The sequence below is a fragment of the Saccharothrix ecbatanensis genome, from assembly GCF_014205015.1.
Taxonomy (GTDB): Bacteria; Actinomycetota; Actinomycetes; order Mycobacteriales; family Pseudonocardiaceae; genus Actinosynnema; species Actinosynnema ecbatanense.
The window spans coordinates 7,699,855-7,721,920 of sequence record NZ_JACHMO010000001.1 but is presented as its reverse complement, the minus strand read 5'-3'; the positions used below and the strand labels follow the sequence as shown (position 1 = coordinate 7,721,920).

General features: G+C 70.7%; 21 protein-coding genes, 1 tRNA gene and 1 other RNA gene. 10 read left to right on the top strand and 13 right to left on the bottom strand.

The window, feature by feature from the left end; translation table 11 throughout:
• The first annotated feature begins 6 nt into the window (after positions 1 to 6).
• Both F4560_RS33850 and F4560_RS33845 read left to right on the top strand, forming a co-directional pair.
• On the top strand, positions 7 to 1,206 hold the full coding sequence (locus F4560_RS33850) for a glycosyltransferase family protein (protein WP_246477919.1): 1,200 nt from the start codon (positions 7 to 9) through the stop codon (positions 1,204 to 1,206).
• Positions 1,206 to 1,778: a nitroreductase family protein gene (locus F4560_RS33845; RefSeq protein ID WP_184927065.1), complete on the top strand. Its 573-nt coding sequence runs from the start codon at positions 1,206 to 1,208 to the stop codon at positions 1,776 to 1,778. The genes F4560_RS33850 and F4560_RS33845 overlap by 1 nt, the downstream gene beginning before the upstream one ends.
• Positions 1,779 to 1,823: 45 nt before the next feature.
• Here F4560_RS33845 and F4560_RS33840 read toward each other — a convergent pair whose 3' ends face one another.
• A complete protein-coding gene (locus tag F4560_RS33840; protein ID WP_184927063.1) occupies positions 1,824 to 2,123 on the bottom strand; it encodes a hypothetical protein in 300 nt (99 codons plus the stop codon).
• A 224-nt stretch (positions 2,124 to 2,347) separates the two neighbouring features.
• On the opposite strand from F4560_RS33840, the gene leuA reads away from it, so the two are divergent.
• Positions 2,348 to 4,138: a 2-isopropylmalate synthase gene (gene leuA / locus F4560_RS33835; protein WP_184927061.1), complete on the top strand. Its 1,791-nt coding sequence runs from the start codon at positions 2,348 to 2,350 to the stop codon at positions 4,136 to 4,138.
• Positions 4,139 to 4,348: 210 nt separating this feature from the next.
• Positions 4,349 to 4,909, top strand: a complete 561-nt coding sequence (locus F4560_RS33830) for a DedA family protein (RefSeq protein WP_184927059.1) — start codon at positions 4,349 to 4,351, stop codon at positions 4,907 to 4,909.
• On the opposite strand, the gene F4560_RS33825 is transcribed toward F4560_RS33830, so the two are convergent.
• Positions 4,873 to 5,493: a TetR/AcrR family transcriptional regulator gene (locus tag F4560_RS33825; RefSeq protein WP_184929555.1), complete on the bottom strand. Its 621-nt coding sequence runs from the start codon at positions 5,491 to 5,493 to the stop codon at positions 4,873 to 4,875. The genes F4560_RS33830 and F4560_RS33825 overlap by 37 nt on opposite strands.
• A 70-nt stretch (positions 5,494 to 5,563) precedes the next feature.
• Between F4560_RS33825 and F4560_RS33820 the strand changes: the two genes are divergently transcribed.
• Both F4560_RS33820 and F4560_RS33815 read left to right on the top strand, forming a co-directional pair.
• The gene (locus F4560_RS33820) at positions 5,564 to 6,127 is read left to right on the top strand and encodes a TIGR03086 family metal-binding protein (protein WP_184927057.1); all 564 of its coding nucleotides are present in this window, start codon (positions 5,564 to 5,566) and stop codon (positions 6,125 to 6,127) included.
• Between the two features lie 147 nt (positions 6,128 to 6,274).
• Positions 6,275 to 6,982: an SDR family oxidoreductase gene (locus tag F4560_RS33815; RefSeq protein ID WP_184927055.1), complete on the top strand. Its 708-nt coding sequence runs from the start codon at positions 6,275 to 6,277 to the stop codon at positions 6,980 to 6,982.
• 82 nt (positions 6,983 to 7,064) lie between these two features.
• Here the strand turns inward: F4560_RS33815 and F4560_RS33810 are convergent, their stop codons facing one another.
• The 5 genes from F4560_RS33810 to F4560_RS33790 are packed head-to-tail and all read right to left on the bottom strand — an operon-like array spanning position 7,065 to position 12,866.
• The gene (locus tag F4560_RS33810) at positions 7,065 to 8,168 is read right to left on the bottom strand and encodes an ABC transporter ATP-binding protein (RefSeq protein WP_184929554.1); all 1,104 of its coding nucleotides are present in this window, start codon (positions 8,166 to 8,168) and stop codon (positions 7,065 to 7,067) included.
• A 32-nt stretch (positions 8,169 to 8,200) separates the two neighbouring features.
• Entirely contained in the window at positions 8,201 to 9,196 is a 996-nt protein-coding gene (locus F4560_RS33805) for an ABC transporter ATP-binding protein (protein WP_184927053.1), read from the bottom strand.
• A 3-nt stretch (positions 9,197 to 9,199) separates the two neighbouring features.
• A complete protein-coding gene (locus tag F4560_RS33800; protein WP_184927051.1) occupies positions 9,200 to 10,132 on the bottom strand; it encodes an ABC transporter permease in 933 nt (310 codons plus the stop codon).
• Positions 10,133 to 10,138: 6 nt separating this feature from the next.
• Complete coding sequence (locus F4560_RS33795) at positions 10,139 to 11,143, bottom strand: ABC transporter permease (RefSeq protein ID WP_184927050.1); 1,005 nt, start codon at positions 11,141 to 11,143, stop codon at positions 10,139 to 10,141.
• 40 nt (positions 11,144 to 11,183) lie between these two features.
• The gene (locus F4560_RS33790; RefSeq protein ID WP_184927049.1) at positions 11,184 to 12,866 is read right to left on the bottom strand and encodes an ABC transporter substrate-binding protein; all 1,683 of its coding nucleotides are present in this window, start codon (positions 12,864 to 12,866) and stop codon (positions 11,184 to 11,186) included.
• Between the two features lie 229 nt (positions 12,867 to 13,095).
• On the opposite strand from F4560_RS33790, the gene F4560_RS33785 reads away from it, so the two are divergent.
• A complete protein-coding gene (locus F4560_RS33785) occupies positions 13,096 to 16,353 on the top strand; it encodes an AfsR/SARP family transcriptional regulator (protein WP_184927048.1) in 3,258 nt (1,085 codons plus the stop codon).
• 18 nt (positions 16,354 to 16,371) lie between these two features.
• On the opposite strand, the gene F4560_RS33780 is transcribed toward F4560_RS33785, so the two are convergent.
• From F4560_RS33780 to ffs, 5 genes are all read right to left on the bottom strand, one after another.
• Positions 16,372 to 16,857: a uridine kinase family protein gene (locus tag F4560_RS33780; protein ID WP_184927047.1), complete on the bottom strand. Its 486-nt coding sequence runs from the start codon at positions 16,855 to 16,857 to the stop codon at positions 16,372 to 16,374.
• Complete coding sequence (gene recR / locus F4560_RS33775) at positions 16,854 to 17,447, bottom strand: recombination mediator RecR (protein WP_184927046.1); 594 nt, start codon at positions 17,445 to 17,447, stop codon at positions 16,854 to 16,856. The genes F4560_RS33780 and recR overlap by 4 nt, the downstream gene beginning before the upstream one ends.
• Positions 17,447 to 17,773, bottom strand: a complete 327-nt coding sequence (locus F4560_RS33770) for a YbaB/EbfC family nucleoid-associated protein (RefSeq protein ID WP_221483729.1) — start codon at positions 17,771 to 17,773, stop codon at positions 17,447 to 17,449. Before F4560_RS33770 ends, recR begins: the two co-directional genes overlap by 1 nt.
• A 102-nt stretch (positions 17,774 to 17,875) precedes the next feature.
• Positions 17,876 to 20,032 (bottom strand): DNA polymerase III subunit gamma and tau, encoded by a 2,157-nt coding sequence (locus tag F4560_RS33765; protein WP_184927044.1) that lies wholly within the window; start codon positions 20,030 to 20,032, stop codon positions 17,876 to 17,878.
• A 31-nt stretch (positions 20,033 to 20,063) separates the two neighbouring features.
• Positions 20,064 to 20,158, bottom strand: an RNA gene (gene ffs, locus F4560_RS33760) — signal recognition particle sRNA small type.
• A gap of 99 nt (positions 20,159 to 20,257) precedes the next feature.
• On the opposite strand from ffs, the gene F4560_RS33755 reads away from it, so the two are divergent.
• Together F4560_RS33755 and F4560_RS33750 are read left to right on the top strand one after the other, a co-directional pair.
• Complete coding sequence (locus F4560_RS33755) at positions 20,258 to 20,554, top strand: hypothetical protein (protein ID WP_184927042.1); 297 nt, start codon at positions 20,258 to 20,260, stop codon at positions 20,552 to 20,554.
• 8 nt (positions 20,555 to 20,562) lie between these two features.
• Positions 20,563 to 20,853: a hypothetical protein gene (locus F4560_RS33750; protein ID WP_221483727.1), complete on the top strand. Its 291-nt coding sequence runs from the start codon at positions 20,563 to 20,565 to the stop codon at positions 20,851 to 20,853.
• 4 nt (positions 20,854 to 20,857) lie between these two features.
• Here F4560_RS33750 and F4560_RS33745 read toward each other — a convergent pair whose 3' ends face one another.
• On the bottom strand, positions 20,858 to 21,778 hold the full coding sequence (locus tag F4560_RS33745; protein ID WP_184927040.1) for an iron-siderophore ABC transporter substrate-binding protein: 921 nt from the start codon (positions 21,776 to 21,778) through the stop codon (positions 20,858 to 20,860).
• Between the two features lie 94 nt (positions 21,779 to 21,872).
• On the opposite strand from F4560_RS33745, the gene F4560_RS33740 reads away from it, so the two are divergent.
• Positions 21,873 to 21,957 (top strand) — tRNA-Ser (locus F4560_RS33740).
• The last annotated feature ends 109 nt before the right edge of the window (positions 21,958 to 22,066 follow it).

Below are 22,066 nucleotides of genomic sequence, written 5' to 3'. Positions count from 1 at the left end.
ATCCTTGTGTCCACCCTTGAGGCCGTTCACGCGCACACCGAGGACGCGCCGGGCGCGCGTGGCCGGCTGGCGCGCTTCGCCAGGCACCGGGTCACGATCGCGCTCGCGCCCGCCGTCCTCTACCTCGTGGTGCGCGAACTGGGGCTGCTCGTGCTCCAGCTGATGGCGGCCCGGTGGGACAAGGACGTCACCGCCGCGCTCACGTCGTGGGACGGGCACTGGTTCCTGGGCATCGCCGAGGGCGGTTACGCGGACGTGCCGGACGGCCTGGTCGACGCGTTCGGCCGGCGGTCGCCCGAGACGCCGCTGGCGTTCTTCCCCGGCTACCCGACGCTGGTGCGGTGGGTGGACGGGCTGCCGGGCGTGCCGACGATCGGCGCGGCGTTCGCGGTGAGCCTGGTCAGCGGCGTGTTCTGCGCCTACGGGCTGGCCCGGCTCGGCTCACGGGTGCTGGGCGGGTCGCGGCGGGCCGGGTTGGTCCTGGTGGTGCTGTTCGCGGCGTCGCCGATGGCGGTGGTGCTGTCGATGACGTACTCCGAGGCGACGTTCTGCGCTCTCGCCGTGTGGTCGCTCGTGGGTGTGGTCGAGCGGCGGTGGGTGTTGGCCGGCGTGTGCTGCGCGGCGGCGGGGTTGGTGCGGCCGACGGCGGCGGCGTTGATCGTGGCGGTGTGCGCGGCGGCGGCGTTGGCGGCGTGGCAGAGGCGGGACGGGTGGCGCCCGTGGGCGGGCGCGCTCATCGCGCCGCTCGGGCTGGCCGGGTACCTGGCGTACGTCGCGGTGCGGACCGGGCGGTGGGACGGCTGGTTCGCCGTGCAGCAGGGCGGGTGGGACTCCCGGTTCGACGGCGGCGCGGCGACGTGGAAGTTCGCGCTGCTCATCCTGGGTGAGCCGCGGTCGGTGCTGGAGCTGACGACGGTGTGGCTGCTGGTGGTGGCGCTGGCGTTGGTGGTGCTGAGCGTCCGGCGCGAGCTGGAGTGGCCGCTGATCGTCTACGGCACGGGCGTGCTGGCGATGGACCTCGGGTCGAACGGGCTGATGAACTCGAAGGCACGGCTGCTGCTGCCGGCGTTCACGCTGCTCGTGCCGGTGGCGCTGGCGCTGGCGCGGCGGCGGACGAGCACGGTGGCGGCGGTGCTGGTGGGGTTGTCGGTGTTCAGCGCGTGGTTCGGCGCCTACGCCATCACGGCCTGGCAGTTCGCGATCTGATGGACGTCAACCCGTTGATCTCGCAGCGCTGGAGCCCGCGTGCGTTCGACGGCGCCGCGGAGGTGCCGACTTCGACCATGCGCGTGCTGCTGGAGGCGGCCCGGTGGGCGGCGTCGCACGGCAACACGCAGCCCGCCCGGTTCCTGGTCGGGTACCGCGGCGATGACACGTTCGAGCGAATCTTCGCGGCGCTGCGGCCCGGTAACCAGTCGTGGGCCGGGCGGGCGTCGGTGCTGCTGGTGGGCGCGGTGGCCGAGTCGGACGAGCGCGGGCCGATGCCGAACACCGAGTTCGGGCTGGGCCTGGCGGTGCAGAACCTGGTGTTGCAGGCCGTGGAACTGGGCCTGGTCACGCACCAGATTGGCGGGTTCACGCCGGACGCGGTGCGCGAGGCGTTCGGGCTGCCGGACCACGTGCGGCCGGTGGTCGTGATCGCGGTCGGGGTGCTCGGTGACGCGGAAGAGCTGCCCGAGGACCTGCGTGACCGCGAACGACGCCCCCGCGTCCGCAAACCCCTGACCGAGACGGTCTTCGCAGGTCACTGGGGCAACCCGGCCTTCCCCAACCCGTGAGTCCTACGTTCACGTCCCGTGAGTCCTGAACGTAGGACTCACGGGCTAGCGGGCTACGACGCGTGCCAGGAGACTGGCCACGACGACCCAGAAGACGGCCGCCAGGCCGTAGTTGACGATCAGGTCGAGGTTCGCGTTGCCCAACTGGAACAGGCCCGGGAAGAACAACGCCAGCGGCACGGCGAGCTGCTGGATGAACAGGAAGAACGCGTTGGCCGGATTCGCCCCGAAGAGGATCATGAGGATGTAGAGCACCTCGATGAGCGCGAACACCGCGCCGACGCCGCGGATCACTCGGGCAGCGGTGTAGCTCCCGCTGGCCGTAGAAGTTCGCCATCTGGACATGTCAAGAAGGTGCCCACCCCACGAACGAGTGAAACTCGATCGGGTGAAGTTCCACCATCTGGGCGCGCTGTTCCACCCCGTCCCGAAAACCGGTTAACCTGTGCGGCATGGCACGTGCGCTCCTGCTTCGCCGCCGTGACGGGGTCTGATCAGACCGGCCCCCCGTCGCGGGATCGAGCGTTGCCGCCGGTCGTCTTCCCCCGGCAGCAGGAGCATCCCCGATCATGAGCACGAGCCCCGACGCGTACGCCTCCGGCACCAGCCGCATCCGGCCCCCGGCCCGGCCCGTCCCCGACCAGCCCGAGTGGAACCCGCAACGCGGCACGTCCATGCCGGTCCACCGCTACCGGCCGTTCCACGAGCAGGTGGAGGCGGTCGACCTGCCGGACCGCACGTGGCCCGCCCAGCGGATCACCAAGGCGCCGTTGTGGTGCGCCGTCGACCTGCGTGACGGCAACCAGGCGCTGATCGACCCGATGTCGCCGGCGCGCAAGCGCAAGATGTTCGACCTGCTCGTGCGGATGGGCTACAAGGAGATCGAGGTCGGGTTCCCGGCCGCGTCGCAGACCGACTTCGACTTCGTCCGCGAGATCATCGAGGACGGCGCGATCCCGCCGGACGTGACGATCCAGGTGCTGACCCAGTGCCGTCCCGAGCTGATCAGCCGGACGTTCGAGTCGCTGCGCGGCGCGGGCAAGGCGATCGTGCACTTCTACAACTCCACGTCGGTCCTCCAGCGCCGGGTCGTGTTCAAGTCCGACCGCGAGGGCATCAAGAAGATCGCCACCGACGCCGCCGCGTTCGCGCTGGCGCAGGAGAAGGACTACCCGGAGACCGAGTTCCGGTACGAGTACTCGCCCGAGTCGTACACGGGCACCGAGCTGTCGTACGCGCTGGAGGTCTGCGACGCCGTGTCGGAGATCATCCGGCCGACGCCCGCGAAGCCGCTGATCATCAACCTGCCGGCGACGGTGGAGATGGCCACGCCGAACGTCTACGCGGACTCGATCGAGTGGATGTCGCGCAACCTGGCGCGGCGGGACTCGATCATCCTGTCGCTGCACCCGCACAACGACCGCGGCACCGGTGTGGCGGCAGCCGAGCTGGGCTACCTGGCCGGCGCGGACCGGATCGAGGGTTGTCTGTTCGGCAACGGCGAGCGCACCGGCAACGTGTGCCTGGTGACGCTGGGCATGAACATGTTCAGCCAGGGCGTCGACCCGCAGATCGACTTCTCGGACATCGACGAGATCCGGCGGACGGTCGAGTACTGCAACCAGCTGCCGGTGGCCGAGCGGCACCCGTACGGCGGCGACCTGGTGTTCACCGCGTTCTCGGGGTCGCACCAGGACGCGATCAAGAAGGGCTTCGAAGCCCTGGAGGACGCCGCCAAGGCCGCCGGGCAGCACGTGGACGAGTTCCCGTGGGAGGTCCCGTACCTGCCGATCGACCCGAAGGACGTCGGCCGCAACTACGAGGCCGTGATCCGGGTCAACTCGCAGTCCGGCAAGGGCGGCGTGGCGTACCTGATGAAGTCCGAGCACCACCTGGACCTGCCGCGCCGGCTGCAGGTCGAGTTCTCCCGGGTCATCCAGGAGGTCACGGACACGCAGGGCGGGGAGATCAGCCCCAAGGACATGTGGGACTCGTTCTCGCAGGAGTACCTGGACGGCACCGTGCCGCTGAAGCTGCTGCGCCACAAGGTCTCCGGTGACGGCAGCGGCCACGAGAAGATCAAGGCCGTGATCGTGGTGGACGACGAGACGCAGGAGATCGCCGGCGGCGGCAACGGGCCGATCGCGGCGTTCGTGGACGCCCTGGCAACCGTCGGGTACGACGTGCGCGTGCTGGACTACTTCGAGCACGCCATGTCGTCCGGTGACGACGCCCGTGCGGCGGCCTACCTGGAGTGCGCCGTGTCCGACCGGGTCCTGTGGGGCGTCGGCATCGACAGCTCCACCGTGGCCGCGTCACTGCGCGCCCTGGTCTCCGCGATCAACCGCGCCAACCGCTAGGGCTTGCCGGGTCGCCTCGCCGTTCGCGTGGTCGGACGGCGAGGCGGCCCGCCAGCGCACCTGATCAGTCGCGTGGGGACTCTCAGGCGTCCACGGCGACGCGCAAGACTTTCGCGCTCCTACCTGCCTGTTTGTGAACAGCACGCGATGTGTTGCTGAAGACACCGACAGGTTGGAGACGATCCGCCGCCCCGTATCGTTTCCCCGATCATGACCGCGCTCGCCGTGCTGTTCCTCGTCGCCGTGGTGCCGTTGGCGCCCACGGAGGCCGTGCTGATCGGTTGTGGCGTGCTCGCCGCGTCCGGCGACCTGCCGCTGCCCGCCGTGATCCTGGTGGCGACGCTCGGCTGCGCGCTGTCCGACCTGGTCAACTTCGGGGTCGGGCGCACGGCCGGGATGCGGGCGTTGACGAGGTTCGGCCAGCGTCCGGGGCCGCGCGCCGTGGTGCAGTGGACGGCGTCACGGCTCGCCACCCGCGGTGAGTCGATCCTGGTGGCGGTGCGGTTCGTGCCGGGTGGCGGGCTGGTGGGGGCGGTGCTGGCCGGGGCGTTGCGGTGGCCGTTCCGGCGGTTCGTGCCCATCGCGTTGGTCGGGTCCGGGCTGTGGAGCGCCTACACGGCCACGCTGGGGTTCTTCGGCGGCCGGATCTTCAGCGACCCGTTGGTGGCCACGCTGGTCTCGGTCGGGGTCGCCATGCTGATCAGCGTGCCGATCGGGATGGCCGTGAAAGCGGCTCAGCGCCGGGTCGTGGACGCCGCCGTGCCCGCCTGAGCCAACCCCTTCCGCACGGCTGCCCGTGCGCGTGAGTAGGCGTTCGGGTCGTCGTGCAGCACGGACTGGGCGTTGGCCATCTCCAGGAACGCGATCAGCTCGAACGCCAGTTGGTCCGGGTCGGCCACCTCGGGGATCGCCGCGATCGTCTCGCGCACGTACTCGGTCCACTGCCGCCCGTACTTGGCGATCGCGTCACGCACCCGCCCGTGCCGCGCGTCGAACTCGGCCTGCACGGCGTAGAAGAAGCACCCGCCCGGGAACGTCCGGTTCTCCGAGTACGCCAACCAGCCGTCCAGCAGCGACTCCAGCCGCGCCAGACCCGGCGGCAGCGTGAGCGCGGGCTCCACGACCTGTGCCACGAAGATCGCCGCCGCCGCGCGCACGGTCGCGAGTTGCAGCTCCTCCTTCGACCCGAAGTGCGCGAACACGCCGCTCTTGCTGACCTCCAGCTCGGTCGCCAGCCGCCCGATCGACAGGCCCTCCAGACCCTCGACCGACGCGATCTCCGCGGCCCGCCGCAAGATCAGCCGGCGCGTCTGCTCACCGCGCTCCACCCGTCCGTCGACCTTCACACCGCCCACGTTATCCCCCTTGACCACCGGCAAACTAATTGTACGATCGTTCGTACAGCTTGAGGGTGGGAGAACACGCATGGACGTCCTGGACCTGAACCGCTCGGCGCTCGACCTGAACCTGAAGCTGATGGCCGACTTGGAGGAGTCGCACCTGGACCTGCCGACGCCGTGCGCCGGCTGGACCGTCTACGAACTGCTGCGCCACCAGGTCGAGGGGACGCTGGCGTTCGCCGCGGCCGTCCGCGGCACGGCCCCCGAACCGGCGGCCGGCGAGGACATGGTCGACGCCTACCGGGTGGCGGCCGACACGGCCACCGAGGCCTTCGGGGCCGACGGCGTGCTGGAGCGGGAAGCCGAATTCCCCGGCTACGGCATCCGCTCCGGCAAGACCCTGGTGGCCGGGCACTTCGTGGACACCCTGGTGCACGTCTGGGACCTCTGCCGGGCGATCGGCGTCGACAGCACGCTCGACACCGAACTCGCCACCGCCGCCTTCCGGATGGCGCGGCACTATCCGATGACGCCGGACGTTCGAGGACCGGGAGCGGCGTTCGCGCTGCCGGTCGACGTGCCGGAGGACGCGCCGATCACGGACCGGTTGGTGGGCCTGCTCGGCCGCTCGCCGACCTGGTCCGCGTAACCCGATGACCGCGTCGGGGGCGTCTCGAAAAGGGGGAGGCGCCCCCGACGCGCACAAGCGCGCAGTGCGTGCACGCCGAAAGGCAGCGCCGCTTGATCACCGGCCGGCTAGGTTGGGCACACCAACTCATCCGGGGGAAACACGGACATGAAGATCGCAAACTCGGTCGCCCTGGTCACCGGGGCCAACCGCGGCATCGGCCGGCACTTCGCGCGGCAGCTGCTGGAACGGGGTGCGGCCAAGGTCTACGCGACAGCGCGCAACCCCGAACTGGTCGACCTGCCGGGCGTCGAGGTGCTGCGGCTGGACATCACCGACCCGGCCACCGTCTCGGCCGCGGCCACCGCCGCCGCGGACGTCACCCTGCTGGTCAACAACGCGGGCATCATCACCGGCCAGAACCTCGTCACCGGCGACCCGGCCGCCATCAGGCTGGAGATGGACACCAGCTTCTACGGCACGCTCGACGTGATCCGCGCGTTCGCGCCGGTGCTGGCCGCCAACGGCGGAGGCGCGATCCTCAACGTGCTGTCGTCGCTGTCGTGGATGTCCTACGACGGCGCCACCGCGTACTGCGCGGCCAAGGCGGCGCAGTGGAGCCTCACCAACGGCGTCCGGGTGGAACTCGCGGCCCAGGGCACGCTGGTCACCGGCCTGCTCATGGGGCCGACGGACACCGACATGACGGCGGGCGTCGACCTGCCGAAGAACGATCCCGCCGACGTCGTCCGCGCCGCCCTGGACGGTGTCGAGGCGGACCGGATCGAGGTGCTGGCGGACGAGCTGGTCGTCGCCATCAAGGCCGCGCTCGCCGCCGACCCGAGCGCGCTCTACCCGCAGGTCGTCGGAGTCTGACCACCCTGCAGGGTCTGGCCACCCCGCAGGGTCCGACCACCCGGTCCGGGGGCGCCACGACGAGCGCCCCCGGACCCGGGAGTCACGGGTTCATCGCCTCCGTCACGGAAGCCGGACCGACCAGCGGGATGTCCGGCGAGATGCCGTCCTCCTCCTCCACCAGCACGGCCTCGACCTCGTGCGGCCGGATCATGCCCGCGCGGATGTCCTCCGCCCAGTGGCACGCGACCTTGTGACCGGGCAGCACCTCGCGCATCTCCGGCCGTTCGGTGTCGCACCGGGTCTCCTGCTTCCACGGGCAACGGGTGTGGAAGCGGCAGCCCTTGGGCGGGTTCGCCGGTGACGGCAGGTCGCCGGTGAGCAGGATCCGCTCCCGCCGGTCCTCGACCACCGGGTCCGGCACGGGGATCGCGGACAGCAGCGCCTTGGTGTACGGGTGCAGCGGCTCGGCGTAGAGGTCGTCCGAAGTCGCCTCCTCCACCAGCCCGCCCAGGTACATCACGCCGACCCGGTCGGAGATGTGCCGCACCACGGCGAGGTCGTGCGCGATCACCAGGTAGGTGAGGCCGAACTCCTCCTGCAACTCCTCCAGCAGGTTGACGACCTGCGCCTGCACCGACACGTCCAGCGCGGACACCGGCTCGTCGGCGATGATCAGGTCCGGCTCGACCGCCAGCGCCCGCGCGATGCCGATGCGCTGCCGCTGACCGCCCGAGAACTCGTGCGGGTACTTGCGCAGCGACGTGGTCGCCAGGCCGACCGCCGACAGCAGCGAGCGCAGCCGCTTGCCGGTCTGCTCGCGGCCCTTGTCCAGGTCGTGCGCCCGCAGGCCCTCGACCAGGATCGACTCCACCGACTGCCGGGGGTCCAGGGACGACATGGGGTCCTGGAACACCATCTGCATCCGGCGGCGCATCCGCCGCAGCTCCTCGCCCTTGAGCGTGGAGAGGTCCGTGCCGTCGAACACGGTCCGGCCCGCCGTCGGCTCGGTCAGCCGCAGCACCGCCCGCCCGAGGGTGGACTTGCCGCAGCCGGACTCGCCGACCAGGCCGTACGTCTCGCCGCGCCGGACCGTCAGGTCGACGCCGTCCACCGCGTACACGTGCCCGACCGTGCGGTCGAGGATCACGCCGCGCTTGATCGGGAAGTGGACCTTGATGCCCTCGACGGACACCAGCGTGTCCACCGCAGTCTCGGGCTGGGGGGTGACAGCCGTGCTCACACCGACACCTCCTCGGCCACCGGCGGCTTCACCGGGTTGTGGCAGCGCAGCAACCGGCCGCCGCCGATGTCCTCCTGCTCGGGCGTCACCTGCACGCACACGTCCAGCTTGTTCGGGCACCGGGGCGCGAACGCGCACCCCTCGGTCCACGGGATGTTGTCCGACACCGAACCCCGGATCGGGTTCAGCTTCTCCCCGCGCGGCGCGTCCAGCCGCGGGATCGACGCCAGCAGGCCGTGCGTGTACGGGTGGCGCGGCGCGGCGAACAGGTCGTGCCGGTGCGCCTTCTCCACCACGCGCCCGGCGTAGAGCACGTTGACCTCGTCGCACAGGCCCGCGACCACGCCGAGGTCGTGCGTGATCATGACCAGCGCGGTGCCCATGTCGCGCACCAGTTCCTTCAGCAACGCCAGGATCTGGGCCTGGATCGTCACGTCCAGCGCCGTCGTCGGCTCGTCCGCGATCAGCAGCCGCGGCCGGCACGCCAACGCGATCGCGATCAGCGCGCGCTGCCGCATGCCGCCGGACAGCTGGTGCGGGTACTCGGTGAGCCGCCGGGTCGGGTCGGGGATGCCGACCTTGGCCAGCAGCTCGGCCGCCTCCAGCATCGCCTTCTTGCGCGGCATGCCCTGGTGCCGTTCCAGCACCTCGGTGACCTGCACGCCGATCGGGATGACCGGGTTCAGCGAGGACAGCGGGTCCTGGAACACCATGCCCAGGTCACGGCCGCGCCGGTCGCGCATCTCGCGGTCCGACAGCGTCAGCAGGTCCACGCCTTCGTACTGCACCGAGCCGGACACGCGCACACCGCGCCGGGGCAGCAACCCCATGACCGCCAACGACGTCACGGACTTGCCGCACCCCGACTCGCCGACCAGGCCGACGGTCTGGCCCGGCTCCACGTCGAAGCTCACGTGGTCGACGGCGGTGAAGGGCTCTTCCCCCTTGCGCTCGAAAACCACGGTGAGGTCACGTACTTCAAGAAGTGGCACGACTCACCGCCTGCTCTTGGGGTCGAGGGCTTCGCGCAGGGTCTCGCCCATCAGCGTGAAGCCGAGGGCGACGACGATGATGCAGCCCGCGGGCCAGAACGCCAGTTGTGGGTGCGTGTCGAAGACGTTCTGCACGTCGCCGAGCATCTGCCCCCACTCCGGGATCCGGTCGTCGGGGTTGCCCAGGCCGAGGAACGACAGCGCCGCCGCGTCGATGATGGCCGTGGCCAGCACCAGCGTGGACTGCACGATCACCGGGCCGAGCGAGTTGGGCAGCATGTGCCGGAACACGATCGCGCCCGGCTTCACGCCCAACGCCGTCGCGGCCAGCACGTGGTCGCTGTGCCGCTGGGCGAGCATGGACCCGCGCAGCAGCCGGGCGAACACCGGGATCTGCACCACCGCCACCGCGACGATCACGGTGTACTGGTTGGGCCGGGCGAACATCGCGCTGATGCTGAACGCCAGCAGCAGGCTGGGCAGCGACAGCATGACGTCGACCAGGCGCATGACGATCGAGTCGACCCAGCCGCCGAACGCGCCCGCCAGCGTGCCGAGCGTCAACCCGCCGGTCAGCCCGATCAGGGTCGCCAGCACGCCGACGATCAGCGTCTGCTGCGAGCCGATGAGCAGCCGGGAGAAGAAGTCGCGGCCCTGGAGGTCGCCACCGAGCGGGTGACCGTCCTGCACCGGCGGGATCTCGTTGCGCGCCTTGGTGACCTGGTCGATCAGCATCGGCTCGGACGGGTCGTGCGGCGCCAGCCACGGCGACAGCAGCGACACCAGCACGAACAGGCCGATGATGACGGCGCCGGTGAGGAACACCGGGCTGCGGCGCAACGTCCGCCACGCGCTCGCGGCGAGGCTCACGCCCGCGTCGGAACTGGTCTCGGCCAGCTTGTCGATGCGGTCTTTCTTGCGAGTCGGAGTGACCATCGCGGCCTACCTCGTCCTGATCCGCGGGTCGATGAGCGCGTACGAGAGGTCCACCAGCAGGTTGACCACCACGTACACGACCGTGGCCATGATGATCAGCAGCAGCAGCACCGGGTAGTCGCGTCTCTCGAACCCGATGGCCAGCGCCTGGCCGACCCCCGCGAACGAGAACACCTTCTCGGTGAGCACCGCGCCCGCCAGCAGTGCGCCGGTCTGGAGGCCGATGGTCGTGACGACCGGCAGCATCGCGTTGCGCAGCACGTGCCTGCGCCGGATGACCGGCGCGGTCAGGCCCTTGGACTCGGCGGTGCGGACGAAGTCCTCGTCCAGCACGTCGAGCACGGCCGCCCGGGTGATCCGGAAGACCACCGCGAACGGGATGGTGGCCAGCGCGATCGCGGGCAGGATCAGGTGCTCCAACGCGTTGAGCGCCGCGTCCCACTCCTGGGTGATCACCCCGTCGAGGACGAAGAACCCGGTGACCCGGGTCGCGTCGATCGCGTCCTGGCGGCCTTCCGTCGGCAGGCCGAGAGCGGACGACAGCACGTCCTTGAGGACGTAGGCCAGGAAGAACACCGGCACGGCCACGCCGAGCAGCGAGCCGCCGACGCTGATGTTGTCGAACCAGCCGCCGCGGCGCTTCGCGGCCATGTACCCCAGCGGGATGCCGACCGCGATAGCGATGACGATGGCCAGGAAGCTCAGTTCGAGGGTCGCCGGGAAGCGCTGGATGAAGATGTCGAGGGCCGAGTCGCCGGGCTGCACGCCCGTCGACACGCCGAAGTCGCCCGACAGCGCACGCCCGAGGAACTTGAAGTACTGGACGAAGATCGGCTGGTCCAAGCCGAGCTGTTTGGTGAGGGCTTCCCGCGACTCGGGCGTGGAACGCTCTCCCAGGAGGGCCGAAACCGGTCCTCCCGGGAGAGCGCGGAGCCACGCGAAGAGCAGCAGGGACAGCACCAGCACCACGCCGACCAGCTGGATGAGCCGTCGGATCGTGTAGCGGAGCATTGAGCTACCCCGTGATCTCTATCGGAGTTGTTGGTGCAGCTCAGCCCTTGCTGGCCGCACCGAACCTCTCGTCGGTCAGCGGGCTGGGCACGACGCCCTTGACGTCCGACTTGAGCACCAACGCCGGCGGCGAGTGCGACACCGGGATGGCGGGCAGGTACTCCTCCATGATCTTCTTGTTCAGCTCTTCGTACATCCCGCGGCGCTTGTCCTCGTCGGGCTCGGCGCTCGCCTTGCCCAGCTCGGTGGCCAGTTCCGCGCCCCACGGCGACGCGCCGGTGTTGAACCGGTTGTCGGTGCGGCCGAAGAACGTGCCGATCCAGTTGTGCGCGGTGCCGTTGTCACCGGTCCAGCCCAGCATGAACAGGTCCGGGATGCCCAGGTCGACGTCGTCCAGGTAGCCGCCGTTCCACGGCTTGCTGGAGACCTCCAGCTTGATGCCGGCCTTCTGGAGGTCACCGGCGATGGCCGCCTGGATGTCCTTCGGGCTCGGCATGTACGGCCGGGTGACCTCGGTCGGCCAGAAGAACTTCAGCGTCAGGTCGGACGCGCCCGCCTCGGCGAGCAGCGACTTGGCCTTCTCGGGGTCGTACCCGACCGGCTTGAGGTCCTTGTTGTAGCCGTCGACCGTGCTCGGCATGAACTGGGCGGCGACCGACGCGCCCTCGGGCAGCTGCGACTTGATCAGCTGCTCGCGGTTCAGCGCGTACATCAGCGCCTGCCGGACCCGCAGGTCCTGGAGCTTCGGGTTGTTCTTCTGGTTGATGCCCAGGTAGAGGACGTTGAACGCCGGGCGGACCGCGACGTTGAAGCCCTTCTCCTTCAGACCGGGCCAGTCGGCCGCGTTCGGCAGGTCGTAGCCGTCGATGTCGCCGGCTTCCAGCGCCTGCTTGCGCGCCGTCTCGTCCGGGATGATCCGGAAGACGATCTTGTCGAGCTTCGCCTTGGCGCCGTGGTAGTTGTCGTTGCGGACGAGTTCGACGACGTTGTTCGCCTTGTCGAACTTGCCGAACTTGAACGGTCCGGTGCCGGTCGGGTGCTCGTTGGCGTAGGCCGGGAAGGTGAAGCTGTCACCTGCGGCGACCACGTTGTCCGCGTCGTACTTCTTCAGCGCGTCCGGGCTCGACATCGAGAACGACGTGAAGCCGAGGACGGACGGGAACTGCGACGTCGCCTCGTTCAGCTCGACGACCGCGGTCTTGGTGTCCTTGGCCGTGCACGACTTGAAGAGCGACGGCTTGTCGGGGGTGCCCGCGAAGCCGCCGAAGTTGTCCAGCCAGTACTGCGAAACGGCGTCGGACTGCGCGACGCCCTTCTGGTTGTACCAGCGGTTGAAGTTGAAGCACACCGCTTCGGCGTTGAAGTCCGTGTCGTCGTGGAATTTCACATTTTCTTTCAGTGTGAACGTCCACGTCTTGCCGTCTTCGGAGGAGTCCCACTTCGTCGCCAAGGCGGGCTCCACCTCGGCGGTTCCGGGTTTGAAGCCGACAAGGCCCTCGTACATCTGCCGGGACACGCGGAACGTCTCGCCGTCCGTGGCGTAGAACGGGTCGAACAGCCTGGGAGCACCGGCCGCGCCGAAGGTGAGCGTGCCACCGACCTTGCCGGCCCCCGGGTCGTCCGTCCGCGCGGATTCAGCGCAAGCGGACAGTGCGAGCGCAGCGACGCCGGTCAGGCCGATCACGGCCGTCCAACGGCGTCGGGCCGTTCGGGAATGAACCATCAAACACCCCTAGGGAAATCCGGGATCTCACGGTGTGGTCACGGACCCTAACCGGTCCCCACGACCCTTCCGACGTAAGAGAGGTCACGATCCGGCCACGTGAATCAGCATTCTCATACGGCCGGCTCACCTTCGCTGACCCAACGTGACCACCGCCGATCGGGCAAACGCGCTCCTACGCTGTACAACGGACAACAGAAACTGCACGTGTGCGGAGGGGAGGTCGCCGGTGAGCCCTGTGGTCGAGTTCCGCGTCCTCGGCCCGCTGCAAGTCCTTGTCAACGGTGAACAGATCATGGTGCGCGCAGGTCGGCAGAGGGCCCTGTTGGTGTCCTTGCTCATGCGCGCCGGCGCCGGCGTGTCGGTCGACGAGCTGGCGGAGCACATCTGGGGCGCCGAACCGCCCGCACGGGCGCGCGGCACGTTGCAGACCTACGTGATGAGACTTCGGCAGGTGCTCGGGCCGGGCGTGCCGATCCGCACCGTGCCCGACGGCTACATGATCGACGTGGACGAGCGCACGATCGACGTGATGCGGTTCGAGCAGCTCGTCGAGGAGGGCGAGCGGGAACGGGCCGCGGGCCGGCTGGAGTCCGCGTCGGCGATCTTCACCGCGGCGCTGGCGCTGTGGCGCGGGCAGGCGATGGTGGACGTGCCGTCGGACGTGCTGCACCGGGACGAGGTGCCGCGGCTCGGCGAACGGCGGCTGCACGTGGAGGAACGCCGCGTCGAGGTCGACCTGGAGCTGGGCCGGCACGCCGAGCTGATCCCCGAGCTGTCCCGGCTGACCAGCGAGCACCCGCTGCGGGAACGGCTGTGGTCGCAGCTGATGATCGCGCTGTACCGGTCCGGGCGGCAGGCCGACGCGCTGGCCGCGTACCGGCGGGTCGGCGGGCTGCTGGCCGAGCAGCTGGGCATCGACCCGGGTGACGAGCTGCGGCGCGTCCACCAGCAGGTGCTCGGCGGCGCGCAGTCGCTCGACGTGGGGCAGGGTGCGGCTACGGCCCGGCGCGACCGGGTGGTGCCGTCGCAGCTGCCCGCCGACATCGGCGACTTCGTGGGCCGCGAGCAGGCCGTCCAGCTGATCGAGGCGTTGCTGCGGACGGCCCAGGGTGTGCCGGTGGTGACGTTGGCCGGGCCGCCGGGCGTGGGCAAGACGGCGTTGGCGGTGCACGCGGCGCACAAGTTGCGGCACTACTTCCCGGACGGGCAGCTGTACGTGAACCTGCGCGGGTACGCCCAAGGGCCGCCGTTGAGCGCGGTGGACGTGCTGCCGCGGTTCCTGCGGGCGCAGGGCGTGCCGCCGGAGTCCGTGCCGCTGGACCAGGACGAGCAGGAGGCGATGTTCCGGTCGCGGCTGACCGACCAGCAGGTGCTGCTGGTGCTGGACAACGCGGCCAACGCGGAGCAGATCCGGCCGCTGCTGCCCGGTTCGCCGGGGTGCGCGGTGCTGGTGACCAGCCGCGACACGCTGCGCGGGCTGGCCGTGAGCCACGCGGCGTCGAACGTGCGGCTGGACGTGCTGGACCGGTCCGAGACGCGGGCGCTGCTGGCCGGGATGCTCGGGGACGACGTGGTGGCGGCGCAGTCGGAGGCGGCCGACGAGCTGGCCGAGCTGTGCGCGCACCTGCCGCTGGCGTTGCGGATCGCGGCGGCGAACCTGCTGTCCCGGCCGGAGATCACGATCGCGTTGTACGTGGACGAGCTGCGGGCGGGCAACCGGCTGGCGGCGTTGGCCGTGGAGGGTGACGAGCGTGCGGCGGTGCACGCGGCGTTCGACCTGTCGTACACGGCGTTGAAGCCGGAGCTGGCGTCGTTGTTCCGGTTGCTGTCGTTGGCGCCGGGCGACATCACGCCGGACGTGGCGGCGGCGTTGGGCGGGCTGACCACGCAGGACGCGCGGCGTCGGCTCGACCGGCTGGCCACGGCGAACCTGGTGGACAACCACGCGCCCGGCCGTTACCAGTTCCACGACCTGCTGCGGGACTACGCGGCCGAACGGCGGCAGTTCGAGGACGACGCGGCGGAGAGCGCCCAGGCCGCACGGCGGCTGCTGGACTGGTCCATCCGGTCGGTGGACAACGCCACGGACGCGTTCAAGAGCACCCTGCTGAGGTTGCCGCGCACTGACGTCGTGCCGGGCGTGACGCCGCGCCTGTTCTCCACGTCGGCGGAGGCGTTGGCCTGGCTGGACACCGAGCGGGCCAACCTGGTGGGGCTCGTCGTGCACGCGGCCGACCGCCGGCCCGACCGGGACGTGTGGCAGCTGGCCGACGCGTTGCGGCGGTACTTCTACACGATCGGGTTGCCCGTGGAGTGGCTGGCGACGGCGAAGGCCGGGCTGGCGGTGGCGCAGGCCGCCCAGGACGCCGTCGGCGAGGTGGCGATGCTGTCCTCGCTGGGCACGCTGTACTGGGCGATCGGGCAGCACCGGGTGGCCGTCGACTACTTCCGCCGGGCCATCCCGATCCAGCAGCGCACCGGCGCCGCGCCGGCGGTCGAGGCGGCCGTGCTGGCGAACCTCGGCGCGGTGTACATCGACGTGGGCGAGTTGGAGCAGGCGGCGGACCACCTGGAACGCGCCCTGGTGATCACCCGGTCGATCGGGGCGTTGCAGCAGGAGGGCATCGCCCAGCTCAACCTCGGCGGCGTGTACATGCAGCTGGGGCAACTGGACCGGGCCGTGTCGTCGTTCGAGGGCGCGCTGGACGTCGGCAACCGGCTCGGCGCGTGGATGACGCAGGCCGACAGCCACCGGGCGTTGGCGGAGGTGCACCTGTTCCTGGGACAGCCGGAGCGGGCCGCGCAGCTTTACGAGCGGTGCGGCGAGTTGTACGAACGGGCCGGCGCACGGCGGTTCGCCCACTTCTCGCACGAGGGTCTGGCGCTGGCGTACGTGATGCGCGGCAAGTGGGCCGACGCGGCGCGGGAAGCCGGGCGGGCGGTGGCGATCGCGGAGGAACTGGGCAACCTGAAGGGGTTGTGCGACGCGAAGAACGCCCTGGGTGAGGCGTTGTGCGGGTTGGGACGGCTGGACGAGGCGGTGGAGCGGACCACCGAGGCGTTGCGGATCGCGGAGGAGACCGGCTACCCGTTGGGGATCTGCGCGGCGCGGCGGAGCCTGGCGTTGACGCACCGGGCGGCCGGGCGGCTGGACGAGGCTCGTTACTCGGCGACCCAGGCGTTGGACAGCGCCGTGCGGTACCGGCTGCGGATCGCCGAGGTGGACGTGATGACCGTGCTCGGGCGGATCCGGCTGGACCAGGGTGACGTGCCCCAGGCGCTCGACCTGGCGCTGCGGTGCGTGGAGTCGAGCCGGGCCACGGGGCAGCGGTTCGTGCAGGCGCGGGCGGCCCACCTGGCGGGTGACGCCCTGGCTGTGACGGGGGATCGCGCCGGGGCGAGCGGGCACTGGCGGACCGCGTTGGAGTGGTACGCCGCCATCGGGGCACCGGAGGCGGAGGTCGTGCGGGCGGCGCTCGGCTGACTGGTTCGGGCGGCCGGTTCAGGTGATCGTGACGATCCGGTCGGCGCGGGCTTTCGTGCCGTCCACCGCGAACCAGCCGCGTTCGAACGCCTGCCAGCGTTCGAGGTGCTTGCGGCTCGCCTCGCCGTCTCGCGCGACGGCGCGGCGCAGGCGTTCCTCCGGGTCCGGCAGCTCGACCCAGATCGCCTCGTCCAGGCGCGGGGCGATCGACCGGCGGGCCGCCGAGACGCCCTCGATGATCAGCACGTTTGACGCCGGAACGGTCACCCACGGGCCGGGCTTCGGCAGGCCGCCGGTCCAGTCCACCCGCCGGTAGCGGGCCGCACGGCCGTGCCACAGCGGTTCGAGGACGTCCGCGAGCAGGCGCGGCCACCACGACACCGGGTCGGTCCAGGTGGCGAAGTGGTCCGTCGGCACCACAGCCGCGCCCGACTCTTGTGCGAGGCTCGCCGCGTAGGTCGACTTGCCCGAGCCCGACGGCCCGTCGACCGCGACCAGCCTCACATGCTGCGTCGGCCGGACAGCGCCCGGCCGAGGGTCAACTCGTCGGCGAACTCCAGGTCGCCGCCCATCGGCAGGCCCGACGCGAGCCTGGTGACGGAGAGGCCCGGGAAGTCCCGCAGCATCCGCACCAGGTACGTCGCGGTCGCCTCGCCCTCGGTGTTCGGGTCCGTGGCGATGATGATCTCGTTCACGTCCGTGCCGATCCGGGTCAGCAGCTGCCTGATCCGGAGCTGGTCCGGCCCGACCCCGGACAACGGGTCCAGCGCGCCGCCCAGGACGTGGTAGCGGCCCTTGAACTCCCGGGTCCGCTCCACGGCGAGCACGTCCTTCGGCTCCTCCACCACGCAGATCAGGGTCAGGTCACGGCGCGGGTCGCGGCAGATGCGGCAGGTCGTCTCGGCCGAGACGTTGCCGCACACGTCGCAGAACACCACGCCGTCCTTGACCTTCTGCAAGGCGTCCTGGAGCCGGCCGATGTCGGCCGGGTCCGCGGCGAGCAGGTGGAAGGCGATGCGTTGCGCGCTCTTGGGACCGACGCCCGGCAACCGGCCGAGTTCGTCGATCAAGTCCTGGACGGGCCCTTCGTACATCAGCCGAACAGCTTCCCGAGACCACCGAGGTCGTCCATCCCGCCCATGCCGCCGGCGAGCGGGCCCATCTTCTCCGCGGCCAGCTCCTGGGCGGCGCGGTTCGCGTCGCGCACGGCCGCCACGATGAGGTCGGACAGCGTCTCGACGTCGTCCGGGTCGACCGCCGTGGGGTCGATGTTCAGGCTCTTGAGCTCGCCGCCGCCGGTCACCACGGCGGTGACCAGCCCGCCACCGGCGGTGCCGGTGACCTCGGCCTCGGCCAGCTCCTGCTGCGCAGTGGCCAGCTGCTGCTGCATCTTCTGCGCCTGCTGGAGGATTTGCTGCATGTTGGGCCCACCGGGTTGCACCGCGGGTTCCTCTCTTCTGCGTATACCTCTTCTGGGTAATGCCGCCGTTCACCAGCGTAGTCGCGTCCGCGGTCGTGCCGATCAGCCCTTCAACGGTCGGGCGCCCAGCTCGTCGGCCAGCAGCTTGAGCACCACGGCCTCCGGGTCGAGCCGCTGGTCACCCTCCTCGCTGGGGAGAGCGGCCTCGGCCAACATCTCCTCCTCGTCCACCGGCTCCGGCGGGAGGGGGTCGTCGGGCTCGGGCGGCTCGGGCGGCGGCGGCACGTCGTCCGCGGAGGTCGACCGGCCGGGCGGCGCCTGACGGGTCGGCTCCGACGGTCGCTGGGCCTGACCCGGCGCCTGCGTGTTCTGGCTCGGCCTGGTCGGGGCCGGTCGCTGCGGCTTCTGCGCCGCCTGGCGGGCGGGCGCGGCGGTCGCGTCGCCGTGAACACAGCGCACCTGCCACGTGCCGCCGAGGACCTGCGCGAACGCGGCGGCGATGGCGTCGGCGTTGCGCGGCTCGGCGAGGCGGCGGGCCAGCGGGGCGGAGGTGTGGGTGAGGGTGATCGTGTTGCCGTCGACGTCGGCGACGGTGGCGTTGGTGAGCATCGCCTCGGTGCTCCGGCTGCTGCCGCGGACCACGCCCAGCAGCTCCGACCAGCGCCGCCGCACCTCGGCCGCGTCGATACCGCCCGCGGACGGCACAGCCGGCGCAGACGCCACCGGCACTTCAGCGGCGGGCACTTCAGCAACGGGCACGTCGGCGGGCAGGTCGGGCTCCACCGGGGGCTCGACCGGCGGGGGCGCCAACCGTTCCACGGCGGCCGGTTGAGGCACCGATCGCAGGACCGGCGGCGCGGGCGGCGGACCGACCGGTGCCACTGGCCGTTCTGCCACAGGCCGTTCCACAGACGCCGCGGGTCGTTCGACAACCGGCGCCGCGGGCCGTTCGACCGGCGCCGCGGGCCGTTCGACGGGTGCCGCGGGCGCCGGACCGCTGCTCGCGGCGGGTGGGGCGTCGGCGGGACGCTGCGAAGGCCGCTGGAACTTGGGCTCGACCGGGCCGCCCGAGCTGTCGCCCGCTGCCGCTCCGCCGGCCGGTGGACCGTGGCGTTCCAGCTGCTCGACGCGTTGCAAGAGCCCCGACTCGACATCACCCACCGACGGCAGGAGCATCCGCGAGGACACCAGTTCGAGGAGGAGCCGCGGCGCGGTCGAGCCACGCATCTCGGTCAACCCCTGGTGCAGGTTTTCCGCCCATCGGGTGACGGTCCCCGGCCTGGTCGCTTCACGCTGGGCCGCCATCTTGGCCAGCTCGTCGTCCGGCGCGGACACCAGACCGCGCTCCGCCGCGTCCGGCACGGCGTGCAGCAGCACCAGGTCGCGCAGCCGGTCGAGCAGGTCGGAGGCGAACCGGCGCGGGTCGTGCCCGGCCTCGACCAGCCGGTCGATGGTGCCGAACACGGCCGAGCCGTCGCCCGCCGCCAGCCCGTCCACCACGTCGTTGATCAGCGCCACGTCCGTCACGCCGAGCAGCGCGATCGCCCGGTCGTACCGGACGCCTTCGGGCCCCGCGCCGGACAGCAGCTGGTCCATCACCGACTGCGTGTCCCGCGCGGACCCGCCGCCCGCGCGGATGACCAGCGGGAACACCGACGGGTCGACCGTCACGCCCTCGGCCGCGCAGTTGCGCTCCAGCAACGCCCGCATCGCGCTCGGCGGGATCAGCCGGAACGGGTAGTGGTGCGTGCGCGACCGGATGGTCGGCAGCACCTTGTCCGGCTCGGTGGTGGCGAAGATGAAGATCAGGTGCTCGGGCGGCTCTTCCACGATCTTCAGCAGGGCGTTGAAGCCCTGCGTGGTGACCATGTGCGCCTCGTCGATGATGAACACCCGGTAGCGCGCCTCGGCGGGCGAGTAGAACGCCTTGTCCCGCAGCTCACGGGCGTCGTCCACGCCGCCGTGGCTGGCCGCGTCCAGCTCCACCACGTCCACGCTGCCGGGCCCGTTGGGCGCCAGCCCGACGCACGAGTTGCACTCGCCGCACGGGTCGGGCGTGGGGCCCTTCACGCAGTTCAGCGAGCGCGCGAGGATGCGGGCGCTGGACGTCTTGCCGCAGCCGCGCGGCCCGGAGAACAGGTAGGCGTGGTTGATCCGACCGGCGCCCAAGGCGGTGCGCAGCGGATCGGTGACGTGCTCTTGGCCGACCACCTCGCCAAAGGTGGCCGGACGGTACTTGCGATAGAGGGCGAGCGCCACGTCGGCGACCTTACCGGGAGGGTCCGACAAAGAAAGGGGACCCCGTGCACCCACCAGAGCCCGCTTATCCTTGCTGCCTTCCGGCCCTGGGGAGGTTCGCGAGATATGTGCCGCACGAGGTCCGCCTCAAGTGTAGCCGGTCGCCCTTCCGGCCCTGTCCGCCCCCACTCCACGCACGGGAAACTTTCACCGGTTAGTGGCACTACCCGGTGAAGGAGGAACCAAATGAGGGCTCTCGTCCTCGCGTGCACCGCCCTGATGCTCGGAGCCACCACCGCGGCGGCCGAACCGGTCCCGCCCCGACACGCCATCGTCGTCTGCCAGACGGCGAGCTTCTACGGCAACTACAACCACGCGGTCGGCCCGGTCGAGTTCAAGCGGACCCTGACGTACGGCAACAAGATCGGCCACACGCCCGGCGCCCACCCCGTCTACAACGGCTGGGCGGCGAGCATGGACTACGGCCCCAACGACTGGGGCTACATCAGGATCGAGTGCATCGGGGGCTACGACTCGTGGTGAGGGCACTCGTGGTGAGGGCACTCGTGGTGAAAGCAGCGGCGGCGCTGATCGCCGTGGTCGCCCTCGTCACCACCGCGACCCCCGCGCAGGCCGCCAACGGCGCCATCGGCCAACGGGAAACCGTGTGCGCCAACGACCTCTACGTCCGCACCGCCCCCCACGACGGCCCGTGGATGGGCACCCTCTACCGCGGCCAGACGTTCCTGGTGAAGGGCCCGAAGTCCGGCAACTACATCTACGGCTTCGCCTACGGGCACATCAACGCGAACGGCTGGGTGGCCGACGGCTGGTTCTGCTGAGTTCCTACCGGCCCATCGCGGCGGTGAACAGCGGCACGGCGTGGTCGAGCGCGTAGGCCATGCCGAGTGACGAGCCGCTGGAGAAGGCGTTGACCAGGTTCTTGTCCTCCAGGATCAACGCCTTCTCGTTCACCAGCGGGTTCGCCCTGAGCGCCGACGCGTCACCGCCGATGGGGAACAGCACGGTCAGGTCGGCGTCGAGCAGGTCCAGCCGCTCGGCCGAGATGTCCACGTAGAACGTGCCGGACGCCAGGGCCTCGACGTCCTCGCGCGGGGTGAAGCCGATGGCCTTCATGAAGTCCGTGCGGGCGTCACCGGAGACGTACGCGCCGAACTTGCCGTCGAAGTGCGCGCCGACGACGGTCGTCCGGCCGTCGAAATTCTTGTTGGCGGCGAACTTCGCGTCCAGGTCGGCGATGATCTTGCCGCCCTCGGCGACCTTGCCCAACGCCTTCGCCACCGACTCGACCTGCTGCCGCCACGTCGTGCCGTACGGGATGACGTCCTTCGGCGCGGCGATGGTGGGCGCGATCCGGGACAGCGTCTCGTGCTTCTTCTCGTCGTTGTCCGAGCGGGTGTTGAGGATGAGGTCAGGCTGGAGCGCGGCGACGGCCTCGTAGTCGATCTCGGTGGTGCCGAGCAGCTTCGGGGCCTCCTGGTACAGCCCTTCCGCCCACGGGCCGACGCCCTTGCCGCCGAACGCGAGCCAGTCGCTCGCGCCCACCGGCCGCACGCCGAGCGCCAGCGCCGTTTCCGCGTCCGACCAGCCCAGCGCCACGACCCGCGTCGGCGGCTTGTCGATCGTCACGGGACCGAACCGCGTGTCGACCGTGACCCCGGTCGTCGTCGACTCGGTATTCCCACCGCCACTACCGCAGGCGGCCAAGAGCAGAGCGGACAGGGCGACCACCAGAGCTTGCTTCATTAGGCAAGCCTAACCGAACCTATCGACACCCGATGCACCGTCCGACGACCACCCGTTTTGGGTCGCGCCACCGCCCTCCGGTAGTCTCTGCGGCGGAGGATTCGCATAGTGGCCTAGTGCGCACGACTGGAAATCGTGTTGGGTTAACCCCCTCACGGGTTCAAATCCCGTATCCTCCGCAGATCAGGGCCCCGCCACCGTCAGGTGACCGGGGCCCTGCTGCTTTTCCCGGTTCCGATGCAACGCGGAACATCACCGAACGCGTGTACCGAGTGATCGACTGTGACC

Bases quoted from the DNA above. Each gene is read 5' to 3' on its own strand.
- F4560_RS33845 (WP_184927065.1), top strand. From the start codon at position 1,206: ATGGACGTCAACCCGTTGATCTCGCAGCGCTGGAGCCCGCGTGCGTTC.
- F4560_RS33840 (WP_184927063.1), bottom strand. From the start codon at position 2,123: ATGTCCAGATGGCGAACTTCTACGGCCAGCGGGAGCTACACCGCTGCC.
- leuA (WP_184927061.1), top strand. From the start codon at position 2,348: ATGAGCACGAGCCCCGACGCGTACGCCTCCGGCACCAGCCGCATCCGG.
- F4560_RS33830 (WP_184927059.1), top strand. From the start codon at position 4,349: ATGACCGCGCTCGCCGTGCTGTTCCTCGTCGCCGTGGTGCCGTTGGCG.
- F4560_RS33820 (WP_184927057.1), top strand. From the start codon at position 5,564: ATGGACGTCCTGGACCTGAACCGCTCGGCGCTCGACCTGAACCTGAAG.
- F4560_RS33815 (WP_184927055.1), top strand. From the start codon at position 6,275: ATGAAGATCGCAAACTCGGTCGCCCTGGTCACCGGGGCCAACCGCGGC.
- F4560_RS33800 (WP_184927051.1), bottom strand. From the start codon at position 10,132: ATGGTCACTCCGACTCGCAAGAAAGACCGCATCGACAAGCTGGCCGAG.
- F4560_RS33795 (WP_184927050.1), bottom strand. From the start codon at position 11,143: ATGCTCCGCTACACGATCCGACGGCTCATCCAGCTGGTCGGCGTGGTG.
- F4560_RS33790 (WP_184927049.1), bottom strand. From the start codon at position 12,866: ATGGTTCATTCCCGAACGGCCCGACGCCGTTGGACGGCCGTGATCGGC.
- recR (WP_184927046.1), bottom strand. From the start codon at position 17,447: ATGTACGAAGGGCCCGTCCAGGACTTGATCGACGAACTCGGCCGGTTG.
- F4560_RS33770 (WP_221483729.1), bottom strand. From the start codon at position 17,773: ATGCAGCAAATCCTCCAGCAGGCGCAGAAGATGCAGCAGCAGCTGGCC.
- F4560_RS33755 (WP_184927042.1), top strand. From the start codon at position 20,258: ATGAGGGCTCTCGTCCTCGCGTGCACCGCCCTGATGCTCGGAGCCACC.
- F4560_RS33745 (WP_184927040.1), bottom strand. From the start codon at position 21,778: ATGAAGCAAGCTCTGGTGGTCGCCCTGTCCGCTCTGCTCTTGGCCGCC.